The sequence below is a fragment of the Gluconobacter albidus genome, from assembly GCF_002005485.1.
GTDB classification, from domain to species: Bacteria; Pseudomonadota; Alphaproteobacteria; order Acetobacterales; family Acetobacteraceae; genus Gluconobacter; species Gluconobacter albidus.
The window spans coordinates 2,699,284-2,722,451 of record NZ_CP014689.1; the positions used below are offsets into that span (position 1 = coordinate 2,699,284).

Below are 23,168 nucleotides of genomic sequence, written 5' to 3' on the forward strand. Positions count from 1 at the left end.
GGATGCGCCATCATCTCCACGCGCGCCTGGCCCTGGTTGCGCTTCTGAGTTGCGGGGCCGCCCCCGTACCGCCAGCGCCTCCTCCGGCACCTCCCTCACCTCCAGCTCCCCCCTCCTACGACGCTTCCTCGACGAGCAGTTCCGGCACGCTCGTGATCCCGGCGACATGTCTTGAAACACTCTCCATCGTGAGCGGTCCGGACGCGCATATCGTTTCCGGCAGCGGCAGTCTGAAGAAACACGGGGAGCGCCTGACCTTCACGACTACCCCACAGGACTGCGCGGCTCAGGACAGTGCGGTCGTCATGATCCCGGCCCGGACCAGTCTCGACATCCAGTCCTCCCATGGCCACACGACGCTCTATCGCATCACTGGCGTCAACGGTGACGTCACGGCAGAAAGCGGACACGGCGATCTCGACATTGATCAGGCCAGCGGCCTGAACCTGACGATGACAGGCCCCGGAAACGTCTCGGTCGGGCGGGTGACGGGCCGGATGACCGTGCAAAGCCTGTCCAGCGGCGACCTGCGTATTGACGACCTCGCAACCTCAAGCGCCAGCATCACGGCCATGTCTTCGGGCGATATCCGGGTCGGACGGGGGAGCGCGGATGTTCTGACGGTCCGGGATTATGGCTCGGCCGATATTGCGCTGAACGCCACGGCCCGTGATGCGGATCTGACCCTTCTCGGCAGTGGCGACATCACGCTTCAGAAGGTGAGCGAGACGCTGAAGAAGCGCCCTATCGGCTCAGGAACGCTCTCCGTGCAGGAGACAGCCGGTGCGCGGATCACGACTGTGACCACGCCGGACGGTTCCGCCATCCTGTCCGATGCGACGCGCAAGGTTCTGGACCGTCTCGATATCCATCTGGACGTACCGGAGGTCAATTTCGGCACCACGCCCTCTGTCGCTCATCACTCCAGCGGTCATGGCGTGATTGGCCTGCTGCTGAAAATCTTTCTCGTTATCTGGGCCGTGCGCCTTTTCCGGCGCTATCGCCGGACGGGCGTTCTGCCGTTCCGGGGCACGCTGGACAAGGCTGCCGCGGGATATGCAGAGGGCATACGGAGCTGGTCACGGCACCGCACGGCCTGGCAGGAAACGCCTGCCGCCAGCGCGACAGCATTGGTCAGGGATGCCGTGCTCGGTTTCCGGCGTCAGCAGCCCGAAGCAGCGGATGATTTCTCCCGCTCCGTCCCGCCGGGTCATCCGCTGGCCCGGCTTCAGGATCGGCTGGCGCGCATGGACCGCAGGCTCGGCCTGCTCGAGCGCTGCGTCACATCGCCCGATTTCAGTCTGGAGCGGCAGTTCCGGGATCTGGAACGGACCGACGGACGGCGCGCCTGAATGGAGGACGAAACTTTGACGTCCGGATGCAGGCAGGGTAGGGGCTGAAGGGTGAATGCCGTTCTTGACCCCATAGCGGCCCTTGGCCGCGCCGCTCTCGGCCTTATCAAGCAGGCAGGTGCTCTGGCCCTGTTCGCGCTGGAGGCTCTGTCGCATCTGGTGCGACCGCCCTTTTACTGGCGTATTTTCTTCTCCAGCCTGATCGAAACGGGGTTCTTCTCCCTGCCCGTCGTGGCCCTCACCGCCCTGTTCTCGGGGGCCGTGATCGCGCTTCAGTCCTATGTGGGCTTCGGACAGTATCATGTGCAGAGCGCGATTGCCGGGATCGTCGTCCTCGCCGTGACCCGCGAGCTTGGCCCGGTTCTGGCAGGACTGATGGTGGCTGGACGCGTCGGGGCGGCCATGTCGGCCCAGATCGGCACCATGCGCGTGACCGACCAGATCGACGCGCTCACCACGCTGTCCACTGATCCGATGAAATATCTCGTGACGCCACGCCTTCTGGCTGGGACGCTCGCGCTACCCTGTCTTGTGCTGGTGGCGGATATTCTGGGCGTGATGGGCGGTTTCACGGTTTCAGTCGCCAAGCTCGGCTTCTCGCCCTCGACATACATCACCGCCACGCTGGACTCGCTCAAGACGATGGATGTGGTCGTGGGCCTCGTCAAAGCGGCGGTGTTCGGATTTCTGATCGCACTGCTGGGCTGCTACAACGGCTATAACAGCCGGGGTGGCGCAGAGGGCGTGGGCTCGGCTACGACAGCCGCCGTCGTCGGCGCGTCCATCCTGCTGCTGCTGTTCGATTATCTCCTGACGGATCTGTTCTTCTCACAATGAGCACTCCCCCCGTAAGCACTTCCCCGGGCGCTCCCTTGGGCACTCCGAAGATCCGTATCCGGGGCCTGCACAAGGCTTTCGGCTCCAAGATCGTGCTCGATGGCGTGGATCTTGATGTCGAAGCCGGGACCTCCATGGTCATCATTGGCGGTTCCGGCTCTGGCAAGTCCGTTCTGCTGCGCTGCATTCTCGGTCTGATCGAACCCGATGCCGGGACGATCGAGATCGACGGTGAAAACCTGCTGACGGCTTCGCGCTCCCGGCAGGACGCCCTGCGCCGGCAGATCGGGATGCTGTTCCAGAACGCTGCCCTGTTCGACAGCATGAGCGTCGGCGAGAACGTGGCTTTCGGCATCCGCGCCAAACATTCCGACCGCAACGGCGCCACACCGTCCCGCGCGCAGGCCCTGCAAATGGCCGGGGACCTGCTCAAACAGGTCGGGCTGGACCCGTCCGTCGGCGATCTGAGCCCATCCGAACTTTCAGGCGGCATGCAAAAGCGTGTTGGTCTGGCGCGCGCGATCGCAGGCAATCCCAACATCATGTTCTTCGACGAACCCACGACCGGCCTGGACCCGATCATGGGCGCCGTCATTGACGGGCTGATCGTGGACTGCGTGCAGAAGCTCGGTTCCACCGCCATTGCCATCACCCATGACATGGCCTCAGCCCAGCGGATCGGGAACCGTGCGGCCATGCTTTATCGCGGGCAGCTGATCTGGCAGGGGGACGCTTCCGAACTCATGAATTCCGGCAATGCCATGGTCGATCAGTTCACCCATGGCCGACGCGAAGGCCCCATCACCATGGAGCTGCGCAAATGAGCCTTCTGCCCCGTTTCCCGAAAACCGATCCTATCGTCTGGAAGCGCATCGGGCTGAGCTATCTGATCGCCCTGCCACTCCTGTTCATCATGTTCCGCCATCAGCCGGCCCATCCGAACATGGTGCTTCAGCTTCTCGGTTTTCTGCTGATTATCGTGGTCTCGCGGCTTCTGGCGCGTCTGATTCTGCGGACGCGGGAGTAGGGATTCCGGGCTCTGCCCGGGCCCGGCAGGGATCTTGATCCCTGCACCCTGATTCTAAAGGTTTCCAAAGGTCGCGACCTTTGGTGGGGTCCGGGGCAAAGCGCCGGCTGGATTAGCAGTCAGGCACTTCCTATATACTGGGTTTGTTCCCCTCAAATCGAAGAGACCAGCCTTGGCCAAAAAGCCGACCACCCGTTACGTCTGCCAGAACTGCGGCGCCACCTATCCGAAATGGAACGGGAAGTGCGAAGCCTGCGGCGAATGGAACACGCTGGTTGAGGAAACTCCCGAACCGACGGCCCGCAAGAGCGGCAAGCTGAGTTCAGGGCGTTTGCAGACCGTCCGGCTGGATGGCGAAACCCGCCCGCCCCCGCGCATTACGACCAGCATTGCCGAACTGGACCGCGTTCTGGGCGGTGGGCTCGTCCCGGCGTCCGTCGTGCTGGTCGGCGGTGATCCGGGCATCGGCAAATCCACGCTCATGCTTCAGACGACCTGTGCCTTGGCGCGGTCGGGACACCGCGTCCTGTATGTTTCGGGCGAAGAATCGGTGGACCAGATCCGCATCCGCGCCCAGCGGCTGGGTCTGGACCGCGACCCCAAAATGCTGGACTCGCTGGATCTTGCGGCCTCCATCAATGTCGGGGAAATCGTGGGCTCGCTGGAGCAGGACCGGGCGCATACGGTCGTGGTCATCGATTCCATCCAGACGATGTGGCTGGAAAGCGTGGAAAGCTCGCCGGGGTCCGTCTCACAGGTGCGGGCGAGTGCGTTTGAACTGATCCGGCTGGCCAAGACGCTCGGTTTTGCGCTGATCCTGATCGGGCATGTCACGAAGGAAGGCTCCCTCGCCGGGCCGCGCGTTCTGGAACACATGGTCGATGCGGTCATGTATTTCGAAGGTGACCGTGGACATCAGTTCCGCATCCTGCGTGCAGCCAAGAACCGCTTTGGCGCGACCGACGAAATCGGCGTTTTCGCCATGACCGATATCGGCCTGACCGAAGTGCCGAACCCCTCCGCCCTGTTTCTGGCGGAGCGGCGCGGCAATATCGCGGGCTCGGCCGTTTTTGCCGGACTGGAGGGGACACGCCCGGTCCTGCTGGAAATTCAGGCGCTACTGTCTCCCAAGGCCGGAGATGGTGCGCCGCGCCGCGCGGTCGTGGGCTGGGACACATCGCGGTTGAATATGCTGCTGGCGGTGCTGGATTCACGCTGTGGCCTCAAGCTTGCGAATATGGACGTCTATCTGAACATCGCAGGCGGCCTGCGGGTGAACGAGCCAGCCGCCGATATGGCGGTGGCTGCGGCTCTTGTTTCCGCCGCTACGGGCCATCCGACATCGCCCAATGCCGCCTATTTCGGGGAGGTCGGGCTTTCGGGCGAAATCCGGCAGGTCAGTCAGGCAGATCTGCGCCTCAAGGAAGTCGCCAAGCTGGGATTTGGCGAGGCCATCCTGCCCCGGCGCGTCTCGGCAGCCTCCGCGCGGGTCAAGCCGCCCGCAGGCCTGAAACTGCGCGAAATCGGACATCTGACGGATCTGGTCGGACTGTTTTCCGAAACGCCCGAATAACAGAGGCCTTCAGAAGCGGAAGACGACATTGGACTGGGCGTAGCTTCCGCTTTTGCCCCCCGCCGCATGCAGTCCGTTCGAGGCCAGGAACCGCGCGCCATAGATCTGCCAGGTCAGGTGCCGGTTGAGCTGGAGCTTGAGGGACGCCTGCGGCACCACGCCGATATAGCCGCCGTGATAGGTCTTCGAGAATGTGTATGGGCCGGAGGAGTTCCAGATCGCGCCATCCGCGTTCTCCCGCCACATGAACGGCACCTTGAACTGGATGCTCGCAAAGCCTTTCCACGGCGTGACGCTCAGGACCGGCGAGAGGCTGACGAGGTTGGAGGGCTGGATATAGGTCGTGGTGTCCAGATAGTTCGTCTGCGGGTTGAAGGGCGCCATATAGGTCCGGACCGGACCGTCCGTTCCGTTGGCCCCGCCGGAATACAGATCCGCCTGAACGCCGATGAAAGGATGCAGTGGCGAAGGCGTATGCCGGTATCCCACGATTGTATTGACCGAATAAGCCTGCACGTCGCTCTTTTTCGCGCTGCCGGATTTCTGGAACGTCCCGTCCTGATAGAGGCCGCCGAACGAATATTCGAAGGACGCGGCGGTGCCGTACCAGCGAAAGCCGACATTCCCGCGTGAGGACGTGCCTTTCAGGGCGCCGGACGCAAGAGGGACGACGGACAGGCTGCCGCCATAACGGTATCCATAATAGAAAATATCCAGAAACGAATGGACCGTCTCGCCGCCGATCGAGAACTGCGGCACGAGAGCCGTGATGTCCCCGCCATAAAGGCGCGTGTTGTAATCTTCCGTATCGTGGAACATCAGGGTCGCGTCGGTTTTGGTCTGGACGAAATCGAACGCATCCACGCGGATATTGGGCCAGATCGCATAGATCCGTCCGCCGTTCCACGATAGCGGGACGTTGGGCGTTTCGCGGTTGTACAGGACGTAAGACGGTGCATCGAGGAACTGCTGACGGCCAAACATGAAGCCGGTCTGCGCACCCGCAAGCTTGCCCTTGAACTCGATGAAGGCCTGCTGAAGGTCCAGCCGCTTGCGATAGGTCGTGTTGTAGCCGAAGCCTTTCCAGCCCCCGGCATCTGCATTGATGAGCTGCCCGAACAGCCGGACGTGTTCGCCCAAATGCAGGTCCGCGCCATAGAGGTTCCGCACGCCGAAACGGCCGGAATTGCTGCCGCCCTTCTTTCCCAGAAAGGGCGTCTCCTCGTACCAGTTGCGCAGGCGCGTTTCGCCCGAGAACGAGAGCCAGATGGTTTTCGCATCGTTCAGGGCGATGAATTTGAGCGGATCAAACAGATCATCCCGGCGCTTTTTATCGCGCAGAAAACTCCAGTCTTCCGCCCAGGGTGCCACACCGTAACGCCCGACCGGCCCGAAGCCTGCTGATTCGCCGTTGCCGTAACTGAACGCCCCCCACGGGCCCTGCCGCCCCTGCGGTGCATGGTTCTGGCTGGCCACGACACGACGCGGTTGTCCCACGACACCGGCATGGGGATAGTTCTGGATGGGGGGACGTTCCGTGGAGGAAACGTGGATCCATTCTGCCGAATTTGCAGTCAGGACGGTGGACGGATCGGCTGCTGCTGCCAGTCTGGAGGTGCAGATTCCAAGCGCCATCATAGCCAGAAGGGACCGGTTCCGATATGAATGATGACGTGACATGCCCTGAGAACTCCAGACGGGGTTCGCAGAACATTATGCAGACCTGAAAAAACATCAATCCTGATGGTTTTAAATAAAATGTACTATTTTATTTAGTTTTTAATCTTGTCGGGTAATGTCCATCTGTCCCCGCGTCAGATCCCGCAGCCAGTCCGTGATGGCATCCGCTTCTTCCACCGGTACGGCCAGCGTCATCCAGGCGCCTGCGGCATCGAAGTCGCATTCCGTCCGGCTCGCACGCCAGCTTTCGATCTTGGACTCCACCATCGCATAGCTGGAAAACGGGCAGTGAAAGCGTAAGGGCACGGTTTCGATCCGCTCGATCCGCTCCGCCTCGCGCAGACAAGCCGAAGCCGCGCCGCCATAAGCCCGCACGAGCCCCCCGGCCCCAAGCTGCACGCCACCATACCAGCGCGTGACGACGATCATGACATTATCGAAATCCTGCCCTTCAATGGCGGACAGGATAGGTCGCCCGGCCGTGCCGCCGGGTTCGCCGTCATCGCTGCACCGGAAACGCTGACCGGTTTTGAAGGCCCAGCAGTTATGGGTCGCGTCAAGCACGGCGACGTCGCGAAAGAAGGCCATGGCAGCGGCTTCGTCTTCCACAGGGGCAGCGGAAGCCCGGAAAACACTGTTGCGAATCACACTTTCATAGGTCGCGGGGCCGGGAAGAGTCCATGTCATGGCTTTCCTTCTGCATCAGGATCGCCGAAATGTCAGGATGGGGTAGGGAAACGCTGCCCGTTCTGTTAAGGGTAGCCCCCATGTTTTCGGATCTGACCGGTCGGCTGAATGCCGTCTGCGCGCGTCGTGCGCCCCTTGTTCTGGCGCTGTTCGCACTGCTCTGTGCCGCCAGCGTTGCCCTGAGTGTCACACGCATCAGTGTGACCACTGACACGAGCAAAATGTTTGCCAACAGTCTGCCGTGGAAAAAGCGGAGCATGGAGCTGACGCGCCTGTTCCCTCAGGACAGCAACCAGCTCGTCGCCATCCTCGACAGCCGCATCCCCGAACAGGGGCGCCTGGCCGCACGGCAGCTTGCGGCCACGCTTTCGCAGGACCATACGCATTTCAAGACGGTCAGCCTTCCCGGCGATAACCCTTTCTATAACAGTCACGGCTTCCTGTTCCTCGACACGAAGGATCTGGAGCCGCTGCTGGATTCGATCGTCTCCGCCCAGCCCTTCCTCGGCACGCTCGCCGCCGATCCGTCTGCACGCGGCCTGTTCGGCGCGCTGGGCCTGATCGGTGAGGGCATCAAGGCCGGTCAGGGCATCCCCAGCGGCTTCAACGGCGCTCTGGACGGCTTCGCAACCTCCCTGACACAGGCTGCGGACGGTCATCCACAGGACATGTCCTGGCAGAATCTTCTGATCGGCAAGCTGGCGGAACTGGGCTCACGCTACGAGTTCGTCGTCACGCAGCCCAAGCTGGATTACAGCTCCTTCCAGCCCGGCGAAGGTGCCACGACCGCCATGCGTCAGGCGATCAACAACCTTGAATTCGTGAAGACGAAGCAGGCCACCGGCATCATCACGGGCGAGGTGAAGCTGTCGGATGAGGAGTTCTCCACTGTCGCACATGGCATGGTGCTGGGGCTCATCATTTCACTGGTTCTGGTCGCGGTGTGGCTGATCCTTGCAGTCCACTCCCCGCGCGTCATTCTTCCGATCCTGCTGACCCTCATCAGCGGTCTGCTGCTGACGACCGGCTTTGCCGCTCTGGCTGTAGGGGAGCTGAATCTGATCTCGGTGGCCTTCGCCATCCTGTTCGTCGGCATCGCGGTCGATTTTGCCATCCAGTACACCGTGCGTCTGCGCGGGCAGCGGAACGCGGACGGATCATATCCTTCCCTGCATGATGCCATCGTCCTGACGGGTCAGGAAAGCGGCGCGCAGATCCTTGTCGCAGCCCTTGCCACGGCGGCAGGCTTCCTCGCTTTCTATCCCACGAGCTTCATTGGCGTGGCGCAGCTCGGGCTGATCGCGGGCTTCGGCATGCTGATCGCCTTTTTCTGCACCATGACGCTTCTGCCGGCCCTGCTGTCCGTCTTTCGTGCGAAGCTGGGCAGCGGAGAGCCGGGCTTTGCCTTCATGGCGCCCGCCGATGCGTTCCTGCGGCACAAACGCCGCAAGGTCGTCGGTATTTTCGCCCTTCTGGGGATCGTGGGGCTGGCCCTCATGCCGCTCCTGAAATTCGACGCCGATCCGCTGCACACCAAAGACCCCAACACCGAGGGCATGCGGGCGCTGCATCTGCTGGAAGCCAATCCGCTCACGACGCCCTATAGCGCGCAGGTCCTGACCCCGAACCTGACGGACGCGGCAAAGCAGGCTGCGGAATTCTCGAAACTCCCCAGCGTGCATGATGTGCTGTGGCTCGGCGCGCTGGTCCCCGATGACCAGAAAACCAAGCTGGCCATGATCGAGGACACCGCCTCCATCCTCCTGCCGACCATCACGGTGGCGAGCCCTGAACCCGCGCCGGACGCTGCCGCCATCCGCGCCGCCGCCATTGCTGCCGTGCAGAAGCTGGACGCCGTAAAGGAGCAGCTTCCCGCACCGCTGGAGAAAATCCGTCAGGCGCTGCACACGCTGTCCACAGCTCCGGACAACACACTGCTTCAGGCCAGCACCGCCCTGACGCGGTTCCTGCCGGACGAGCTTTCGATGCTGCGGATGGCGCTTCAGCCTACGCCCGTCACGATGGAGAACATTCCGCAGGATGTGCGCCAGGATTACGTCCTTCCGGATGGCCGTGCGCGGTTGACGATCCATCCCAAGGGCCAGATGTCCGAAACGCCGGTGCTGCACCGCTTCGTCAGCGAACTGCGTTCAGTCAATCCGGATGTCGCCGGCCCCGCGATGGAAATCACGGAAAGCGCCAATACGATCGTCCATGCCTTTAAGGTGGCGGCCATCTGTGCGCTGATCATGATCGCCATCATCCTGCTGGTCGTACTGCGGCGTCTGCTGGATGCAGCACTTGTCATGGCGCCGCTGCTGATGTCGGCGCTCCTGACCGTCATCCTGATCGTCACGGTGCCGGAGACGCTGAACTACGCCAACATCATCGCCCTGCCGCTGCTTCTGGGTGTGGGCGTGTCATTCAACATCTATTTCGTCATGAACTGGCGCGAAGGCGTGAAGGGCCCACTGACGTCTCCGACGGCGCGCGCGGTGCTGTTCTCCGCCCTGACAACCGCCACGGCTTTCGGCTCGCTCGCCCGCTCGGGCCATCCGGGGACCGCAAGCATGGGGCGGCTGCTTCTGATGTCGCTTGGCTGCACGCTGCTCTGCACGATGGTGTTTGTCCCGGCCCTGCTGCCCAAACGCCCCACCGACGAGGCCTGAACACAGGCCCCCTCTGCTGACACGGTTTGCCGTAATGTGACGGACATTCTGGCAACCGTGCGTTTCCTCAGGGGTTGAGATCTTCTGCAACGGAGGATCTTCCCTTGACCACAGAACATTCAGGTCTGCCGCGTGGCATCGACCATGTTGGCGTCACCGTCCCGGACATCAACGCCGCCATCCGCTTTCTTGAAGAAGCGTTTGGCGCAGTTGCCCTCTACCGGAACGTCACCCGCACCGCGCCGCAGCAAGGCCCGGAGACGGAAAAAATCCTTGGTCTGCCGCAGGGCACCGTCGTCATTGAAATGTGCATGATGGCGCTCGGTCAGGGCCCGGGCATCGAACTGTTCGAAATGAAAGGCCCCGACCAGCACGAGGCCGCGCGCCCGTGCGACTGGGGTCTTCAGCATTTCGCGGTCTATGTCGATGACATCCACGCCGCCTGCCACCGTTTTCGCGAAGCGGGCGGCACGCTCCTGACCGAACCACAGGGCCAGCCCTCGCTCGAAGCAGCGCCGGGGAACATGTTCTGCTACGGCCGCACGCCCTGGGGCATGATCGTGGAACTGGTTTGCACGCCGCATCAGGAACGCTTCAACGACATCGCTCCCATGAACCGTTATCAGCCACCCCCGCTTGAAGGATGAGACGCATGACACGACTTCTTCCCCTTGCTGCGGCACTCCTGTCGGTCACAGCCTTCGGTGCCGCACACGCCGCTGATCCCACCCCGCCAACAGCCTGGTACTGGCACAACTGGACGGATCATGACGGCATCAGTCACATGACCCGCTGCCCGTTTCACAACTACGACCTGAAAACCATGTCCAAACCCGCCGGGCCGCAATGGCAGGATCATGTGCATGAAGGCAACGCACAGATCATTTCCACCGTGCAGCCCGCACACTGGGACGGAAGCTGGCATCCTGATCCCAAAGTCCAGTGGATTATCCCGCTGAAGGGCTCCTGGTACGTAACGGCCATGGATGGAAAAAAGGTCGTCATGGGCCCGGGCGACGTCTCCCTCGGCGAAGACCAGATGAGCCGCAAGGACGCAAAAGGGCATATCGGCCATTTCGCAGGCAATATCGGCGACGGCCCCGTCACTTTGATGGTTATCCAGACGGACGAACAGCCGACCACGGATCAACCCTGCCGTTTTCATTAAGGTTCAGCAATGGTTGCCCCCTCTGGCATCAGGAGGGGAAACCACCCCTAAAGAAAGATCAGGCACATATACCGTAACAACTTTTATATTTCGTTATTAAGGCTGGAAAAATGCCTACCGAATCGTTTTCCCTTTGTTTTCCATGGGATAAAGGCGAGAAAAATTTTCAATATAAACTATTTTAAATCGCTACTAAGTTACTTTTCAGATTTTACGATAAATTACCAAAGGCTTTCAGGGATCAAAAAAGAATTTGAGAGATACATGAGGATTTTTTCAAAGTACCAAAAAACAAAATACAGATTTATGAAATATTTTTAATTTAATGATTATTAAAGATTTTTCCGCAAAAATTCAGAAACACAATGATGTTTCTTTGTTTATTTAATTATTCCCAGTTTTTATGTTTGTTTTTTGTATTTATATTTACTTTATTCTTTTTGAATTTATTTGAAACAAAACTTTGGAATTCGAAAATGTGACATAAGCGCAACGCCTTTTATGACATGTGACAGACATGTTGCATTTTCGTAGCAGAAGCATTGCACACCGTTTCGATTTCCGATGAACATGTTGCCAGAGATACAAAATTTCTTGCGACCTTATCGAGAAGGGACAGCGGCCGCGATGACCACCTCTGTGCAACATTCACTCAAAAGACGCACTCCTGCGCCCCGGACAGTCGTCCGGATGTTCCTGATGGCTGGCATTTCGTACAGCGTTCTGCCCAGCATCAGCGCTCATGCACAGACCAGCACGACAGCACCCACAAAGCACGCTGCCGTTCATAAAAATGCTGCCAAGAAAAAGGCTCACGCAAAAACCGTCACCGCGACGACTGCTCCGACAGCGGCAGCTCCAGCCGTTGCTCCCGTTACGGCCACAGCAGCAACCAGCACCAACAGCAAGGTTATGCGGGACGCCGAAGCGTCTGCTGAAGCTGAAAATCTGAAGGTTTCCGAAACAGTCACGGTCACGGGTACGCGTCTGTCCCAGACCCGCCTGACGAACGTCATGGCTGGTACGTCACTGTCCGCAGACCAGATCAAGAAGCGCGGATACACCGATATCGGCATCGCGCTGATGCGTGAAAACCCGGCTTTCGGCGTTGGCGATAACACGCCGATCGGTAGCCAGGGCAGCTTCGGCGCCGGTCAGTCCTTCACCTCCCTGCTCAACCTTGGCAGTAACCGCACCCTCACACTTATCGATGGCATGCGCATGGTGGGAGGCTCAACAGCATCCCTGTACGGCGCCGGCTCGGGCTCGCAGGTGGACATCAGCGCCATTCCGACCTCTCTTCTGAAGGGTGTGGACACCAAGATTGGTGGCGCAGGCGCTGCTTATGGCGCGGACGCCGTTGCAGGTGTGGTCAACTACCAGCTTGATGATCACTTCACGGGTGTGGACTTCAACGCCCAGGGCAACTGGAGCCAGAAGCTTGATGCGCCCGGCGAAAAAATCACCTTCAAGGTCGGTCATGATTTCGATCACGGCAAGGGCGGCATGGTATTCGACGTCGAATACCGCAATAATGGCGGCATGCTCGATAATGACCGGATTAATCTGACCGGCCGTAACGCCACAACCTATGTACAAGGGCCTGCCGGAACAAGCTCGCCTTATCTGTATAACTTTGCAAAGAACGCGAGAAATGTTCTCGCTACCGTCACGGGTGTCCCGCAGTTAAACGGTGATGATGTTCCCGTATATAATGGAAAAATCCTCAGCGGCATTACAAATGCCGCTGGGAATCCATTGATGTTCAGCGGAAATGGACAGTCACTTGTTCCGCTGACGTGGGACAGCACAACGTCATCCCGGAAGCCGTTCAATGTTGTTGGCGGCAATGCAACCGCACTTCAGGATTATGGTCAGCTTTATACGCCGACGAATAAACTCAACCTGACGCTGCTCGGCCATTACGACATTACCGATCACATCCATGCGACATGGCAGGGCTGGTACGCTCGTGGCACGGCCGCAAGTGAAGTCGGGCAGGGCACATGGACCACGCCATGGTTTAACGAACCGTTGACGATGGAGAACTACCACAACGATGGCGCAGTCAACGGCGCCTACAAGCTCAGCACGAATAATCCGTTCCTTTCATCGTCTGCACGTTCCACGATCGTCAACGCCCTTTCTGCCGCCGGTCTTCCGACCGACACGTTCTACATGTCGCGCCTGAATCAGGACCTAGACGGCGGCATGTTCCAGACGACGATGCAGATGTTCCGCTTCCAGGGCGGCCTGAACGGTGACTTTGATGCCGTCGGACGTCACTTCAACTGGAAAGTCCAGGGCGAATACAGCCGCTACATGAACGATACGTGGCAGCCCTCCATCGTCGCGCAGAACCTGATCAATGCACTGGATGCCACAACGGACTCCAACGGCAACATCATCTGCGCGCCCGGTTATACAAGTGCTCCCATCAAGACCCGCAGTTCCAGCTGTGCGGCATTCAATCCGTTCGGTACGGGCCAGTCTTCTCCTGCAGCTGTAAACTACATCACAGCTGATGCGCATCAGAAGAACACCAACGCACAGCGCGATATTCAGGGCGAAATCTCCAGCACGGTCATGCGTCTTCCCGCTGGCGACGTGAAGTGGGATATCGGTTACGAGCATCGCCGCGAGGGTTATCGCTTTAACCCCGGCGCGTTCTCCCGCGGCTGGGAACAGGAAGATGGTTCGTACCTGCAGTACGGCAACTCGACCTCGCTCCCGCCGACCGGTGGTGCATATCACACGCATGAAGCCTTCGGCGAACTTGACGTTCCGCTGATCTCACCGAGCATGCATGTTCCGGGCGCCTACAGCCTGTCCGCAACCGCAAACGGCCGTTACATCAATAACAGCATGACGGGCGGTTACTGGACCTACATGTTCGGTGGAGCCTGGTGGCCGACACAGGACTTCGGTTTGAGCGGAAACTATGCCCGTTCGGTCCGTAACCCGTCCGTGACCGAACTGTTCGCGCCGCAGAGCACGGACTATGAAAGCGGAACTGATCCTTGCGCAACAGGGCTTAATTCCGGTCCCAACCCCGCTCTACGTGCTGCGAACTGTGCAAAAGCTGGTATTCCGAGCTCTTTTGTCTCCAATTTTGAAAGTGGCAGCATCACCGGAACTGCGGGCGGAAATAACAAGCTCCAGAACGAAGTTTCAACGAGCTACACCGGATCGCTGGAAATTCGGCCTCGCTTCATCCGTGGCTTTGACTTTACGGGCTCTTTCGTAGACGTGAAGATCAACAATGCAATCACCTATCTGGGTGCTGAAGATGTCATGGACGCGTGCTATGACTCATCGTCCTATGGACCCAGCAATCCTTACTGCCAGGCATTCCACCGCGGGACCGACCATCAGCTCGACGACTTTAAGGTCGGCTATTACAATATCGCCAGCTATGAGACCCAGGCACTTCAGGCTCATCTCGAGTACAATACGCCGCTTACCCGTGTTGGCCTGCCGTCGTCCGCCGGTTCTATCGGTCTGACGGGTACCTATGTGCACTACCTGAAGAGCCAGCAGTCCTATCTGAACAATACCTACCTGCTGTCTGGAACAACGGGCGCTCCAAACGACAACTTCACGCTGAATGCCAACTATATCCGTGGCCCGCTCTCGGTTCAGTGGCAGACGCTCTGGTATGGTCCGACGAAGTACGCCGTTCAGGTTCCTGCGACCCAGTACTTTGCCAACAACCGTCCGTCCTTTGCCATGTTTAACCTGACGCTTGGCTACGATATCACCAAGAACTTCAGCGCCAACTTCATGGTGAACAACATCACCAATGCGCTGCCGAAGTATCCCGGTACGGTCAGCCTGAATCGCTACTACGACGCGATCATCGGCCGTTCGTTCCAGATGAACCTCGGCGTTCATTTCTGATCTTCCAATCAGGCAGAACACTGAAAGAGAGGGGCTTCGGCCCCTCTTTTTTTGTCTGAAGTCCAGCGTTCACGCGCAAAAAAACGGGGCGGATTTTGATCCGCCCCGCTTCGGTTTTCAGTAACCCTGAAAGATTCAGCCCGTTTTTCTGGGCGTATGCTTGATCCTGATGTTGTAGCCCCTGAGCATTCCGTACCAGTAGAGCTTCGGAAACACTTCGGTCTTGAGAAACCAGGCGAAACGGCTGGGTTTTCGCTGGTCGTAGGGGAAGCTCGGCGCGACCTTGCCGCCGTAAAGGAACTCGGCCAGCACGACCTTGCCGTAGGACACCGTCAGCGGGCAGGCGCCATAGCCGTCATAGCTGCCTGTCTGCGGTCGGCCATCGAGTGAGGCCAGAAGGTTTTCCACAACGACCGGAGCCTGTTCGCGGGCAGCCGCGGCGGTCTTGGCGTTGCTGGTGCCCAGGACGTCTCCGGCACCGAAAATATTGTCATAGGTCTTGTGACGCAGACTGGCCGGATCGACGTCCAGCCACCCGGCTTCATTGGCCAGCGGGCTTGCCTTGATGAAATCCGGCGCACTCTGTGGCGGCACAACATGCAGCATGTCGAACGCACGCACGATGGTCTCGTCCGTCCCGACAATCTGGAACGTGGCTTCCCGCTTTTCGCCGTCCACCTTGATCAGGTTTTCCTGCTTGTGAAGGTTTACGCCGTAATAGTCGATCTGGCGCTGAAGCGACGGGACATAATAGGACACGCCGAACAGCGCATTGCCCGCCATCGAAAAATCGACCTCCGTGCGGTGCAGGGAGCCTTCGCGGCGCCAGTGATCGCAGGCCAGATAAACGATTTTCTGCGGTGCGCCCGCGCATTTGATGGGCATGGGCGGCTGCGTGAACAGGGCCTTGCCGCCATCGAGATGGCGGATACATTCCCATGTATAGGCGGCCGTCTCGCGCGAATAATTCGACGTCACACCATTGCGGCCCAGCGTTTCGGGCAGACCTTCGATCTTGTCCCAGTCCAGCTGAAGACCGGGGCAGACAATCAGGCGGCGGTATTCGACAACGCGGCCGCCTTTCAGTGTCACGGTATTGGCTTCGGGCTGGAAGCTCTCAACGCTGTCCCGCAGCCATTCGACATTGCGCGGGATCAACCCGCCTTCCTGCCGGAGTGTTTCGGGGAGCGTCATCACGCCGGCACCCACCAGCGTCCAGCCAGGCTGATAGGCATGGGTCGTGGACGGTTCGATAATGGCGATCGAGAGATTGGCGCGTTCGCGTCTGAGCTGGGCTGCGATGGTGATGCCAGCGGCACCACCGCCGACGATGACGACTGAAAAGCGGTCGGACCGGGTCGGGTCGAGCATCGGGTCTGCCATGTTCGGTTCCTCCAACGTCATTGTGCGACGGCAAAAAGTCTAGACCAGAAGGGCAAGTCTTTCCGTCAGCAGGGAATAGAAGGCATCTGCCTCAACGTCGTTGACCCATAACGCGTTCGGAACGCGATTGGTTACGTTCCACAGATCCACCACACTCTGGCCCACGCACAGCGGCGCGTCGACCTCGATCTCCACATTGCAGCGCAGTCCCGAGAAAAGCTCCGGCCACAGCAGGAAGCCGATGGTGAGGGGATCGTGCAACGCACCGCCCTCCCAGCCATATTTGAACTTCTCGAACCTGTCTTCCGCCCCCAGCATCCGGACCACCATGTCTGTCACGGGCGAGCCAACCGCCGCAATCGGCTTCAGGCGGGCCGGTGTGGCGATGGCGCGATGCGTCACATCCAGCGGCAGGAGCGTGATGGGGATGCCGGAACGCATGACGATGCGTGCGGCATGAGGGTCCACGAAGAAATTGAATTCGGCGGTCGAGGTGATGTTGCCGCCCTCGCGCTGTGCACCGCCCATGGCCACGATCCCTGCAATCCGGGGGGCGATGTCCGGTGCATGGGTCAGGGCCAGAGCCAGATTCGTCATGGGGCCGAGGCAGACCAGCGTAATCGTGCCCTCGGGCTCACGACGCAGCAGGTCCACGAGATGCGTTGCAGCATCAATTGCCTGTGGACGCAGCGTCGGTTCCGGAAGATCGGCTCCCGCCATGCCCGTTTCGCCGTGCACATGCTCGGCGCTGATGGGCGCGCGATGCAGCGGACGCGCCGCGCCCGCGAACACCGGAATATCGGTCCGGCCCGTCAGTTCGAGCAGGGCGCAGGCGTTTTTCGTCGTCAGAGCGACGGGAACATTGCCGGCGACGGTCGTGATGGCCTCGACCGCCAGTTCCGGCGAGGCCAGCGCCAGCAGGATGGCCACGGCATCGTCCTGACCCGGATCGGTGTCGATAACGATGCGGCGGGGTGCGGTCCCGGTGGAGCTGGCATGTGTCATCATGCGTCTTCTTCAGAATCCTTGATCCAGACCTCGACCGGCCCCGTGACCTTGATCGTCATCGGGCGGCCACGGCGGTCCATGGACTTGCCAACGGCCAGACGCACCCAGCCTTCGCTGATGCAGTATTCCTCGACGGTGGTGCGCTCTTCGCCCTTGAAGCGGACACCGATGCCGCGCGACAGCAGCTCTTCGTTGTAATACGGGCTGTCGGGGCTGGCGGAGAGACGATCGGGAATGGTGTCGGTCATGGCTATCCTCGTTGTATCAGATCCGATCAGGTCGGACCGGCGCGTCAGAGGTCTTCTCTGTAGCGCCGGATGGGCGGCTCTCCAAGTCCGGCCCCGGAGACAACACCGGATATGGCTCCTCCCACAGGACGCAGAGCACTGCTATGAGAGACGCTTCTTGTCGGAGACAGACCGCCCATGCCGTACCGCTCTTTTCGCCGTAAACCGCTGACCGCCCTGACATCGCTCGTCATGCTTCTGACGGCCGGAGCCGCCCTCTCCGGCTGCGCCTCGGATGACGACGGCGACAACTGGTCCATCAGCGCGCCCGTCTCGGCCGGGCAGGCGATCCGGCTGGATTCCGTGCCGTCCCATGAGCCTGCTTCCGTCTATCGTCTGACCTATCGCAGTACGGATGCGCGCAACCCGCATCAGCTCGTGCGCGTCTCGGCACAGGTTCTGGTCCCGCGTGGTCCGGCTCCGACGGGGGGCTGGCCTGTTCTGGCCTGGGCGCATGGAGAGAGCGGCCTGCACCTGACCTGCGCGCCGTCCGTGATGGGAATCGGCACCGTTCAGGCGCGTTTCTATGACGGATGGCTACGTCAGGGCTTTGCGATCGTCGCGACCGACTATCCCGGCATGGGCGAGCCCGGCGCACCGCTTCTGCTGAATGCGCGCTCGGAAGGCATGAGCGTGCTGGATTCCGTGCGTGCCGCCCGCGAACGCCTCCCTGACCTGTCAGACAACGTGGTGCTGAATGGTCATGCACAAGGTGGGCAGGCGGCTCTGGCGGCTGCGGCCATGGCTTCGACCTATGCCCCGCATCTGCATATTCTGGGCACGATTGCTGCTGCCCCGCCCTATCTGGACGAACAGACGGCGCAGGAGCTTCTGCATCCCGCCAATCCGCGCAGCTTCTCCCCGGCCGTGCCTGAACTTTTGACACTCGGGCAGTCGCTGGTCGAGGCCGATCCGTCCACCGACATCAACGAGGCTTTCACGCCCCGTGGGCAGCGCCTTTTGCATGATGCGGGCTCCATGTGCGCTTCGGATTTCTTCCCGATCGCCAAACGCTCCGGCCTGACACCCGCCACCCTGCTCGAACCCGAAGCGGGGCGTGTGCTGGCGCCGGTGTTCGACTGGGCGAAATATCCGGGCTTCTCCCTGCCCTCACCTGTTCTGATCGAATCAGGCGCACAGGATCTGCACACATCCACCGGCCAGCAGAAACGCCTCGTCGCGCGTCTCTGTGCCGCTGGAACACCCGTAACACACCGGATTCATGATGCCAGCCACAACGGCACACTTGCCGCCATGGTCACAGAAGCCCACAGCTTCGCCGGCCAGCTTCTTGCGGGCACAAGCCCCCGTTCGGACTGTAATTCCCCGAAGTAACCTCACGGAGAAGAGATGTTTTCGCCCCTTCGGGGGTCGCATCGCGGAAACACTCTGTTAGACTCCGCCCCATGAATATCCTGATTACAGGGGCCGCATCCGGGATCGGACGCGGTCTTGCCCTGAAACTGGCCCGTCCGGGCGTTTCCCTGCATCTGTGCGATCACGCTGAAGACGGCCTGATGGAAACGGCCCGGCGCTGCGACGGACAAGGAGCCAGAGCGGTCCCGGCCGTGCTGGACACGCGTGACCGTCAGGGCATGGCAGAGTGGATCGCCGCCGCGTCGGAAGGCCGGCTCGACATGGCGTTTCTCTGTGCAGGCATCACGGGCGGCCTGCCTCAGACCGCCAGCGACGGTCTGCTTCTGGAGCGTGAAGAGCGCGTCCGCGACATGCTCGACATCAACCTGACTGGAACGCTCAACACGTTCTTTCCGGTCGTCGAGGCCATGCGTGGGCAGGAGCGGAATAGCGAAGACCTGCGCGGGCGGATCTGCGTGATGGCGTCCGTCGCGGGGTTCGTGTGCTACCCCGGCACGCCATCCTATTCCGCTTCCAAAGCCGCTCTCGACCGCTTCATCGTGGCCAATGCAGCCCGGCTGGGCGGTTTCGGCATCAGCCTGACCAGCGTGTGCTGCGGATTTGTCGATACGTCCATGGTGAAGGGAAACCGCTTTGCCATGCCGGGTCTGGTGTCCACGGAAGAAGCCGTGCGCCGGATCCTGCGCGGAACGCTGCGCCAGACGCGCCGGGTGACCTTTCCAGCATGGCTGGTCATGGGATCCCGCCTGATGGATCTTCTCCCGCCCCGCCTGGCAGAACGCTATTACGTCACCCAGCCCTCCGCCCAACCGGCAGGCATGCCGGACTTCTGACGGCCCGCACACTGAAGAACTGACATTTTGTGTCCTATCAGTAATGACCTGAAACGCGGTTTTGTGGATAAACTGACCGCATGAATTTCTGCCGCCTGTTCATAGACCGCCCGGTCGCGACGACACTGATGTCCATTGCCATCTTCATGGCGGGACTGATCTGCTATCCGCTCCTGCCCGTCGCCACGATGCCGGACATGACCACGACATCCATCATGGTCGTGGCGACCCAGCCGGGCGCTGACCCGCAGCAGATGGCAACCTCCGTCACAACGCCTCTGGAGCGCAGGCTCGGGTCGATCGCGGATCTGGAAAGCATCGAATCCGACACCAGTGCCGGACAGGCCCAGATTTTTCTGGAGTTCTCATCGTCGCGGAACATCGACGGCGCCCTGCGTGACACGCAGGCGGCCCTGCGCGCCGCGCGCGCCGACCTGCCGACGGGGACCATGGACGCCGACCCGCAGGCCTTCAAAATGGATGGTGGCGGCTTCCCGGTCTATCTGATGAGCCTGACCGGGGACCAGAAAACACAGGCCGAGCTCTACGATATCGCCAATATCCGCATCAAGCCGCTGCTCGCCGAGGTGAAGGGCGTGGGGCGTGTGGAAGTCGTGGGATCGACGAATCCCGCCGTGCGCGTCGAACTCAATCCCAATCCGCTTTATAAATGGGGCATTGGCTTGGAGGACATCCGTACGGCTCTCGCCTCGGCCAATGCCTTCACACCCAAGGGTTTCATCGACAGCCACGGCCAGCGGATGATGCTGTCCACCAACGATCAGGCCATCAACGCGGCCCAGTACCGGGACCTGATCGTCGGCTACCGCAACGACTTCTATCCCGTCCGTCTGAGCGACATCGCCACCGTCACCGACAGCGTTCAGGACGTCTACCAGACCAGCTACATCAACGGACATCGCGCCGTCACGCTGGTCGTCACAGCCCAGCCGCACGCCAATACCGTGGCTATTGTGGACGGCATCAACGCCAACCTGACGCATCTGCGCGATGCCCTGCCTGCGGACGTCAATCTGGTCGTAGGCCTCGACACGTCCCGGTCCATCCGCGCGTCTCTGGCGGATGCGCGGCTGACGCTGATCCTGTCTGTCGTGCTGGTCGTGCTCGTGATCCTGCTGTTCTTCCGCAGGATGATCACGACACTGATCCCTGCCGTGACGGTCCCCATCGCGCTCTCCGGCACACTGGCAGCGATGGCGGCATTCAACTTCACGCTCGATGTCCTGTCGCTCATGTCCCTGACCATTGCGGTCGGTTTCGTGGTCGATGACGCCATCGTCGTGCTTGAGAACATCGCGCGGCACATGGAGGAAGGAAAGGACCGTTACACGGCCAGTCTGGTCGGCTCTTCGGAGATCGGCTTTACGGTCCTGTCGATCAGCGCCTCTCTGGTCGCGGTTTTCATCCCGCTGCTGTTCCTGCCGGGCGGAGCGGGTTCGATCATGTTCGAGTTCTGCATGACGATGATTTCCGCCATCGTCATCTCCATGTGGCTGTCCCTGACGCTGACGCCGATGATGTGCGCACGGATGCTGGAAATCGACCATGGCGATCAGCCCCGCAAAGGTGTGGTCGGCTCCATCGCTTTCGTGACGGAAGCCTCGCTGGACTGGACGCTGAAGCAGTATGGCCGCTCCATGCACTGGTGCCTGCGCCATCCCGTCCTGATGGGCCTGACCCTGCCGCTGAGCTTCGTGGTGCTGATCGGCTCCGTCATGCTGATGCCCAAGGAATTCATCCCGTCCCAGGACATGTCACTGCTGGCAGGACGCATCAAGGGCGACCCCACGATGTCCTTTCAGGAGATCGACCGGCGCCTGAGAGAAATCGGCGCCATCGCCCAGACGGACCCCGATGTCACGTCCACCACCATTTTCAGCGACGACAAAAACAGCGGCGAACTTTACATCCATCTGAAAGAAAAAGACGAGCGCGCTTCCGCGGAAACCATTCTGGACCGCATCCGCAAACGCCTGCCCACCGAGCCCGGAGCGGACGTGTCGTTCTGGAGCGTTGGCGGAAGCAGTCAGGGCGGCAGCAGTTCCAAGAATACCGGCAGCTACCGCTACGTCCTGCGCGGAGACAACGTCTCGGATCTGTTCGGCTACGTTCCGATCCTGCTGAACGCCCTGCGTGCTTCGGGCAAGCTGGTCAACATCTCCTCCACGACCGAAGGGCAGTCCGCCGCCGCCTACATCACCGTCCAGCGCGATACGGAAGCACGCTATGGCGTTACCCCGCAGTTGATCCAGAACGTCCTGTACGATTCCTACGGTCAGGCCATCGTTTCCACGATCCACCTCCCCACGACCGAACACCGCGTGGTCATGGTGCTGGCGCCGAAATACCGGATGGACCCCGAGACGCTCCGTCAGGTCTGGATTTCCACCTCCGCAGGCACGGCAGCCGGTGGCGTGGCCTCCAACCTGATCCGCGCCCGCAGCGACGCCAGCACCTCTGCCAGCAGTTTCACGTCTCTCGCAACGGCCTCAATCCAGAACTCGCTGGCCAACCAGCTTTCCGGCAATACCTCCAGCGGTTCCGCCGTCTCCTCCGCGATCGAAACCATGATCCCGCTGATGAACGTCGCGTCCATCCTGTGGAAACCGCAGCCCCTGGATATCACCCATCGCGGCAACTACTATTCCGCCAACATCTCGTTCGATCTGGCGACGGGCGTGAGCTACAACGATGCGGTCGCGCTGATCAAACAGACCATGCAGAGCACGCACGCTCCCGATGGCGTGCTGGGCGACTTCACCGGAACGGCCGGCGACACGCGCAAGCTCATGATCAACGGCGCACTGGCGTTTCTCGCCGCCATTGCCGTGATGTATATCGTTCTGGGCATTCTTTATGAGAGCCTGATCCATCCCATCACGATCCTTTCCACCCTGCCCTCCGCCGGGATCGGCGCGGTTCTGGGGCTGTGGATCGCGGGAGAGTCTTTCAGCATCATCGCCATGATCGGCATCATCCTGCTGACGGGCATCGTCAAGAAAAACGCCATTCTCGTCATCGACTTCGCCATCCATGCCGAGCGTGTCGAGAAGCTTTCCCCGAAGGATGCCATCTTCAAGGCCTCCATCACCCGTTTCCGCCCCATCCTGATGACATCCCTCGCCGCCGCACTCGGCGCGGTCCCGCTCATCATCAGCAATGGCTATGGTGCGGAAATGCGCCGTCCACTGGGTGTCTCCATCCTCGGCGGCATGGTTGTGAGCCAGCTTCTGACGCTTTACACCACGCCGATCGTCTATCTGTGGATGGACGCCATCGGTGCGAGAACGAAGCGTCTGTGCCACTGGCTGCTCGGCCTGCTGCGCCGCCACAACACCTCCGCCCCTTCTGCCAGACGGACCTGAA

At 60.7% G+C, this 23,168-nt stretch carries 17 protein-coding genes; 12 read left to right on the plus strand and 5 right to left on the minus strand.

Annotation, left to right across the window (positions count from 1 at the left end):
- The first annotated feature begins 2 nt into the window (after positions 1-2).
- From A0U94_RS12325 to radA, 5 genes are all read left to right on the plus strand, one after another.
- Positions 3-1,352: a GIN domain-containing protein gene (locus tag A0U94_RS12325; protein WP_077803528.1), complete on the plus strand. Its 1,350-nt coding sequence runs from the start codon at positions 3-5 to the stop codon at positions 1,350-1,352.
- 51 nt (positions 1,353-1,403) lie between these two features.
- Complete coding sequence (locus A0U94_RS12330; RefSeq protein WP_062029251.1) at positions 1,404-2,189, plus strand: MlaE family ABC transporter permease; 786 nt, start codon at positions 1,404-1,406, stop codon at positions 2,187-2,189.
- Positions 2,186-3,013, plus strand: a complete 828-nt coding sequence (locus A0U94_RS12335) for an ABC transporter ATP-binding protein (RefSeq protein WP_062029253.1) — start codon at positions 2,186-2,188, stop codon at positions 3,011-3,013. Before A0U94_RS12330 ends, A0U94_RS12335 begins: the two co-directional genes overlap by 4 nt.
- Positions 3,010-3,216 (plus strand): hypothetical protein, encoded by a 207-nt coding sequence (locus A0U94_RS12340; protein WP_062029257.1) that lies wholly within the window; start codon positions 3,010-3,012, stop codon positions 3,214-3,216. The genes A0U94_RS12335 and A0U94_RS12340 overlap by 4 nt, the downstream gene beginning before the upstream one ends.
- 172 nt (positions 3,217-3,388) lie before the next feature.
- Positions 3,389-4,789 carry a DNA repair protein RadA gene (gene radA / locus A0U94_RS12345; RefSeq protein ID WP_077803529.1) on the plus strand — a complete coding sequence of 467 codons (1,401 nt, stop codon included), beginning with the start codon at positions 3,389-3,391 and terminating at the stop codon, positions 4,787-4,789.
- Positions 4,790-4,798: 9 nt separating this feature from the next.
- Here the strand turns inward: radA and A0U94_RS12350 are convergent, their stop codons facing one another.
- Together A0U94_RS12350 and A0U94_RS12355 are read right to left on the minus strand one after the other, a co-directional pair.
- Positions 4,799-6,469 carry an alginate export family protein gene (locus A0U94_RS12350; RefSeq protein ID WP_077803530.1) on the minus strand — a complete coding sequence of 557 codons (1,671 nt, stop codon included), beginning with the start codon at positions 6,467-6,469 and terminating at the stop codon, positions 4,799-4,801.
- A 99-nt stretch (positions 6,470-6,568) separates the two neighbouring features.
- Positions 6,569-7,156 carry an IMPACT family protein gene (locus tag A0U94_RS12355; protein ID WP_062107748.1) on the minus strand — a complete coding sequence of 196 codons (588 nt, stop codon included), beginning with the start codon at positions 7,154-7,156 and terminating at the stop codon, positions 6,569-6,571.
- An 80-nt stretch (positions 7,157-7,236) separates the two neighbouring features.
- Here A0U94_RS12355 and A0U94_RS12360 point away from each other — a divergent pair, with 80 nt between their 5' ends.
- The 4 genes from A0U94_RS12360 to A0U94_RS12375 all read left to right on the plus strand — a co-directional run bounded on the left by A0U94_RS12360 (position 7,237) and on the right by A0U94_RS12375 (position 14,893).
- Positions 7,237-9,825, plus strand: a complete 2,589-nt coding sequence (locus A0U94_RS12360; RefSeq protein ID WP_062107746.1) for an MMPL family transporter — start codon at positions 7,237-7,239, stop codon at positions 9,823-9,825.
- Between the two features lie 104 nt (positions 9,826-9,929).
- Positions 9,930-10,472, plus strand: coding sequence for a VOC family protein (locus A0U94_RS12365; protein WP_174694454.1), 543 nt, complete (start codon positions 9,930-9,932; stop codon positions 10,470-10,472).
- A 5-nt stretch (positions 10,473-10,477) separates the two neighbouring features.
- Positions 10,478-10,993, plus strand: a complete 516-nt coding sequence (locus A0U94_RS12370; protein ID WP_408735608.1) for a cupin domain-containing protein — start codon at positions 10,478-10,480, stop codon at positions 10,991-10,993.
- A gap of 699 nt (positions 10,994-11,692) precedes the next feature.
- A complete protein-coding gene (locus A0U94_RS12375; RefSeq protein WP_077803973.1) occupies positions 11,693-14,893 on the plus strand; it encodes a TonB-dependent receptor domain-containing protein in 3,201 nt (1,066 codons plus the stop codon).
- Between the two features lie 135 nt (positions 14,894-15,028).
- Here the strand turns inward: A0U94_RS12375 and A0U94_RS12380 are convergent, their stop codons facing one another.
- From A0U94_RS12380 to A0U94_RS12390, 3 genes are read right to left on the minus strand one after another with little or no spacing between them, the layout of a single operon-like run.
- On the minus strand, positions 15,029-16,264 hold the full coding sequence (locus A0U94_RS12380; protein ID WP_077803974.1) for an NAD(P)/FAD-dependent oxidoreductase: 1,236 nt from the start codon (positions 16,262-16,264) through the stop codon (positions 15,029-15,031).
- Positions 16,265-16,315: 51 nt separating this feature from the next.
- Positions 16,316-17,284, minus strand: coding sequence for a nucleoside hydrolase (locus A0U94_RS12385; protein WP_077803532.1), 969 nt, complete (start codon positions 17,282-17,284; stop codon positions 16,316-16,318).
- Positions 17,281-17,532, minus strand: a complete 252-nt coding sequence (locus A0U94_RS12390; protein WP_062027925.1) for a DUF3297 family protein — start codon at positions 17,530-17,532, stop codon at positions 17,281-17,283. Before A0U94_RS12390 ends, A0U94_RS12385 begins: the two co-directional genes overlap by 4 nt.
- A gap of 177 nt (positions 17,533-17,709) precedes the next feature.
- Here A0U94_RS12390 and A0U94_RS12395 point away from each other — a divergent pair, with 177 nt between their 5' ends.
- From A0U94_RS12395 to A0U94_RS12405, 3 genes are all read left to right on the plus strand, one after another.
- On the plus strand, positions 17,710-18,906 hold the full coding sequence (locus A0U94_RS12395) for a lipase family protein (protein WP_077803533.1): 1,197 nt from the start codon (positions 17,710-17,712) through the stop codon (positions 18,904-18,906).
- Between the two features lie 71 nt (positions 18,907-18,977).
- A complete protein-coding gene (locus A0U94_RS12400) occupies positions 18,978-19,781 on the plus strand; it encodes an SDR family NAD(P)-dependent oxidoreductase (protein WP_077803534.1) in 804 nt (267 codons plus the stop codon).
- Positions 19,782-19,861: 80 nt separating this feature from the next.
- Complete coding sequence (locus A0U94_RS12405) at positions 19,862-23,167, plus strand: efflux RND transporter permease subunit (RefSeq protein ID WP_077803535.1); 3,306 nt, start codon at positions 19,862-19,864, stop codon at positions 23,165-23,167.
- The last annotated feature ends 1 nt before the right edge of the window (position 23,168 follow it).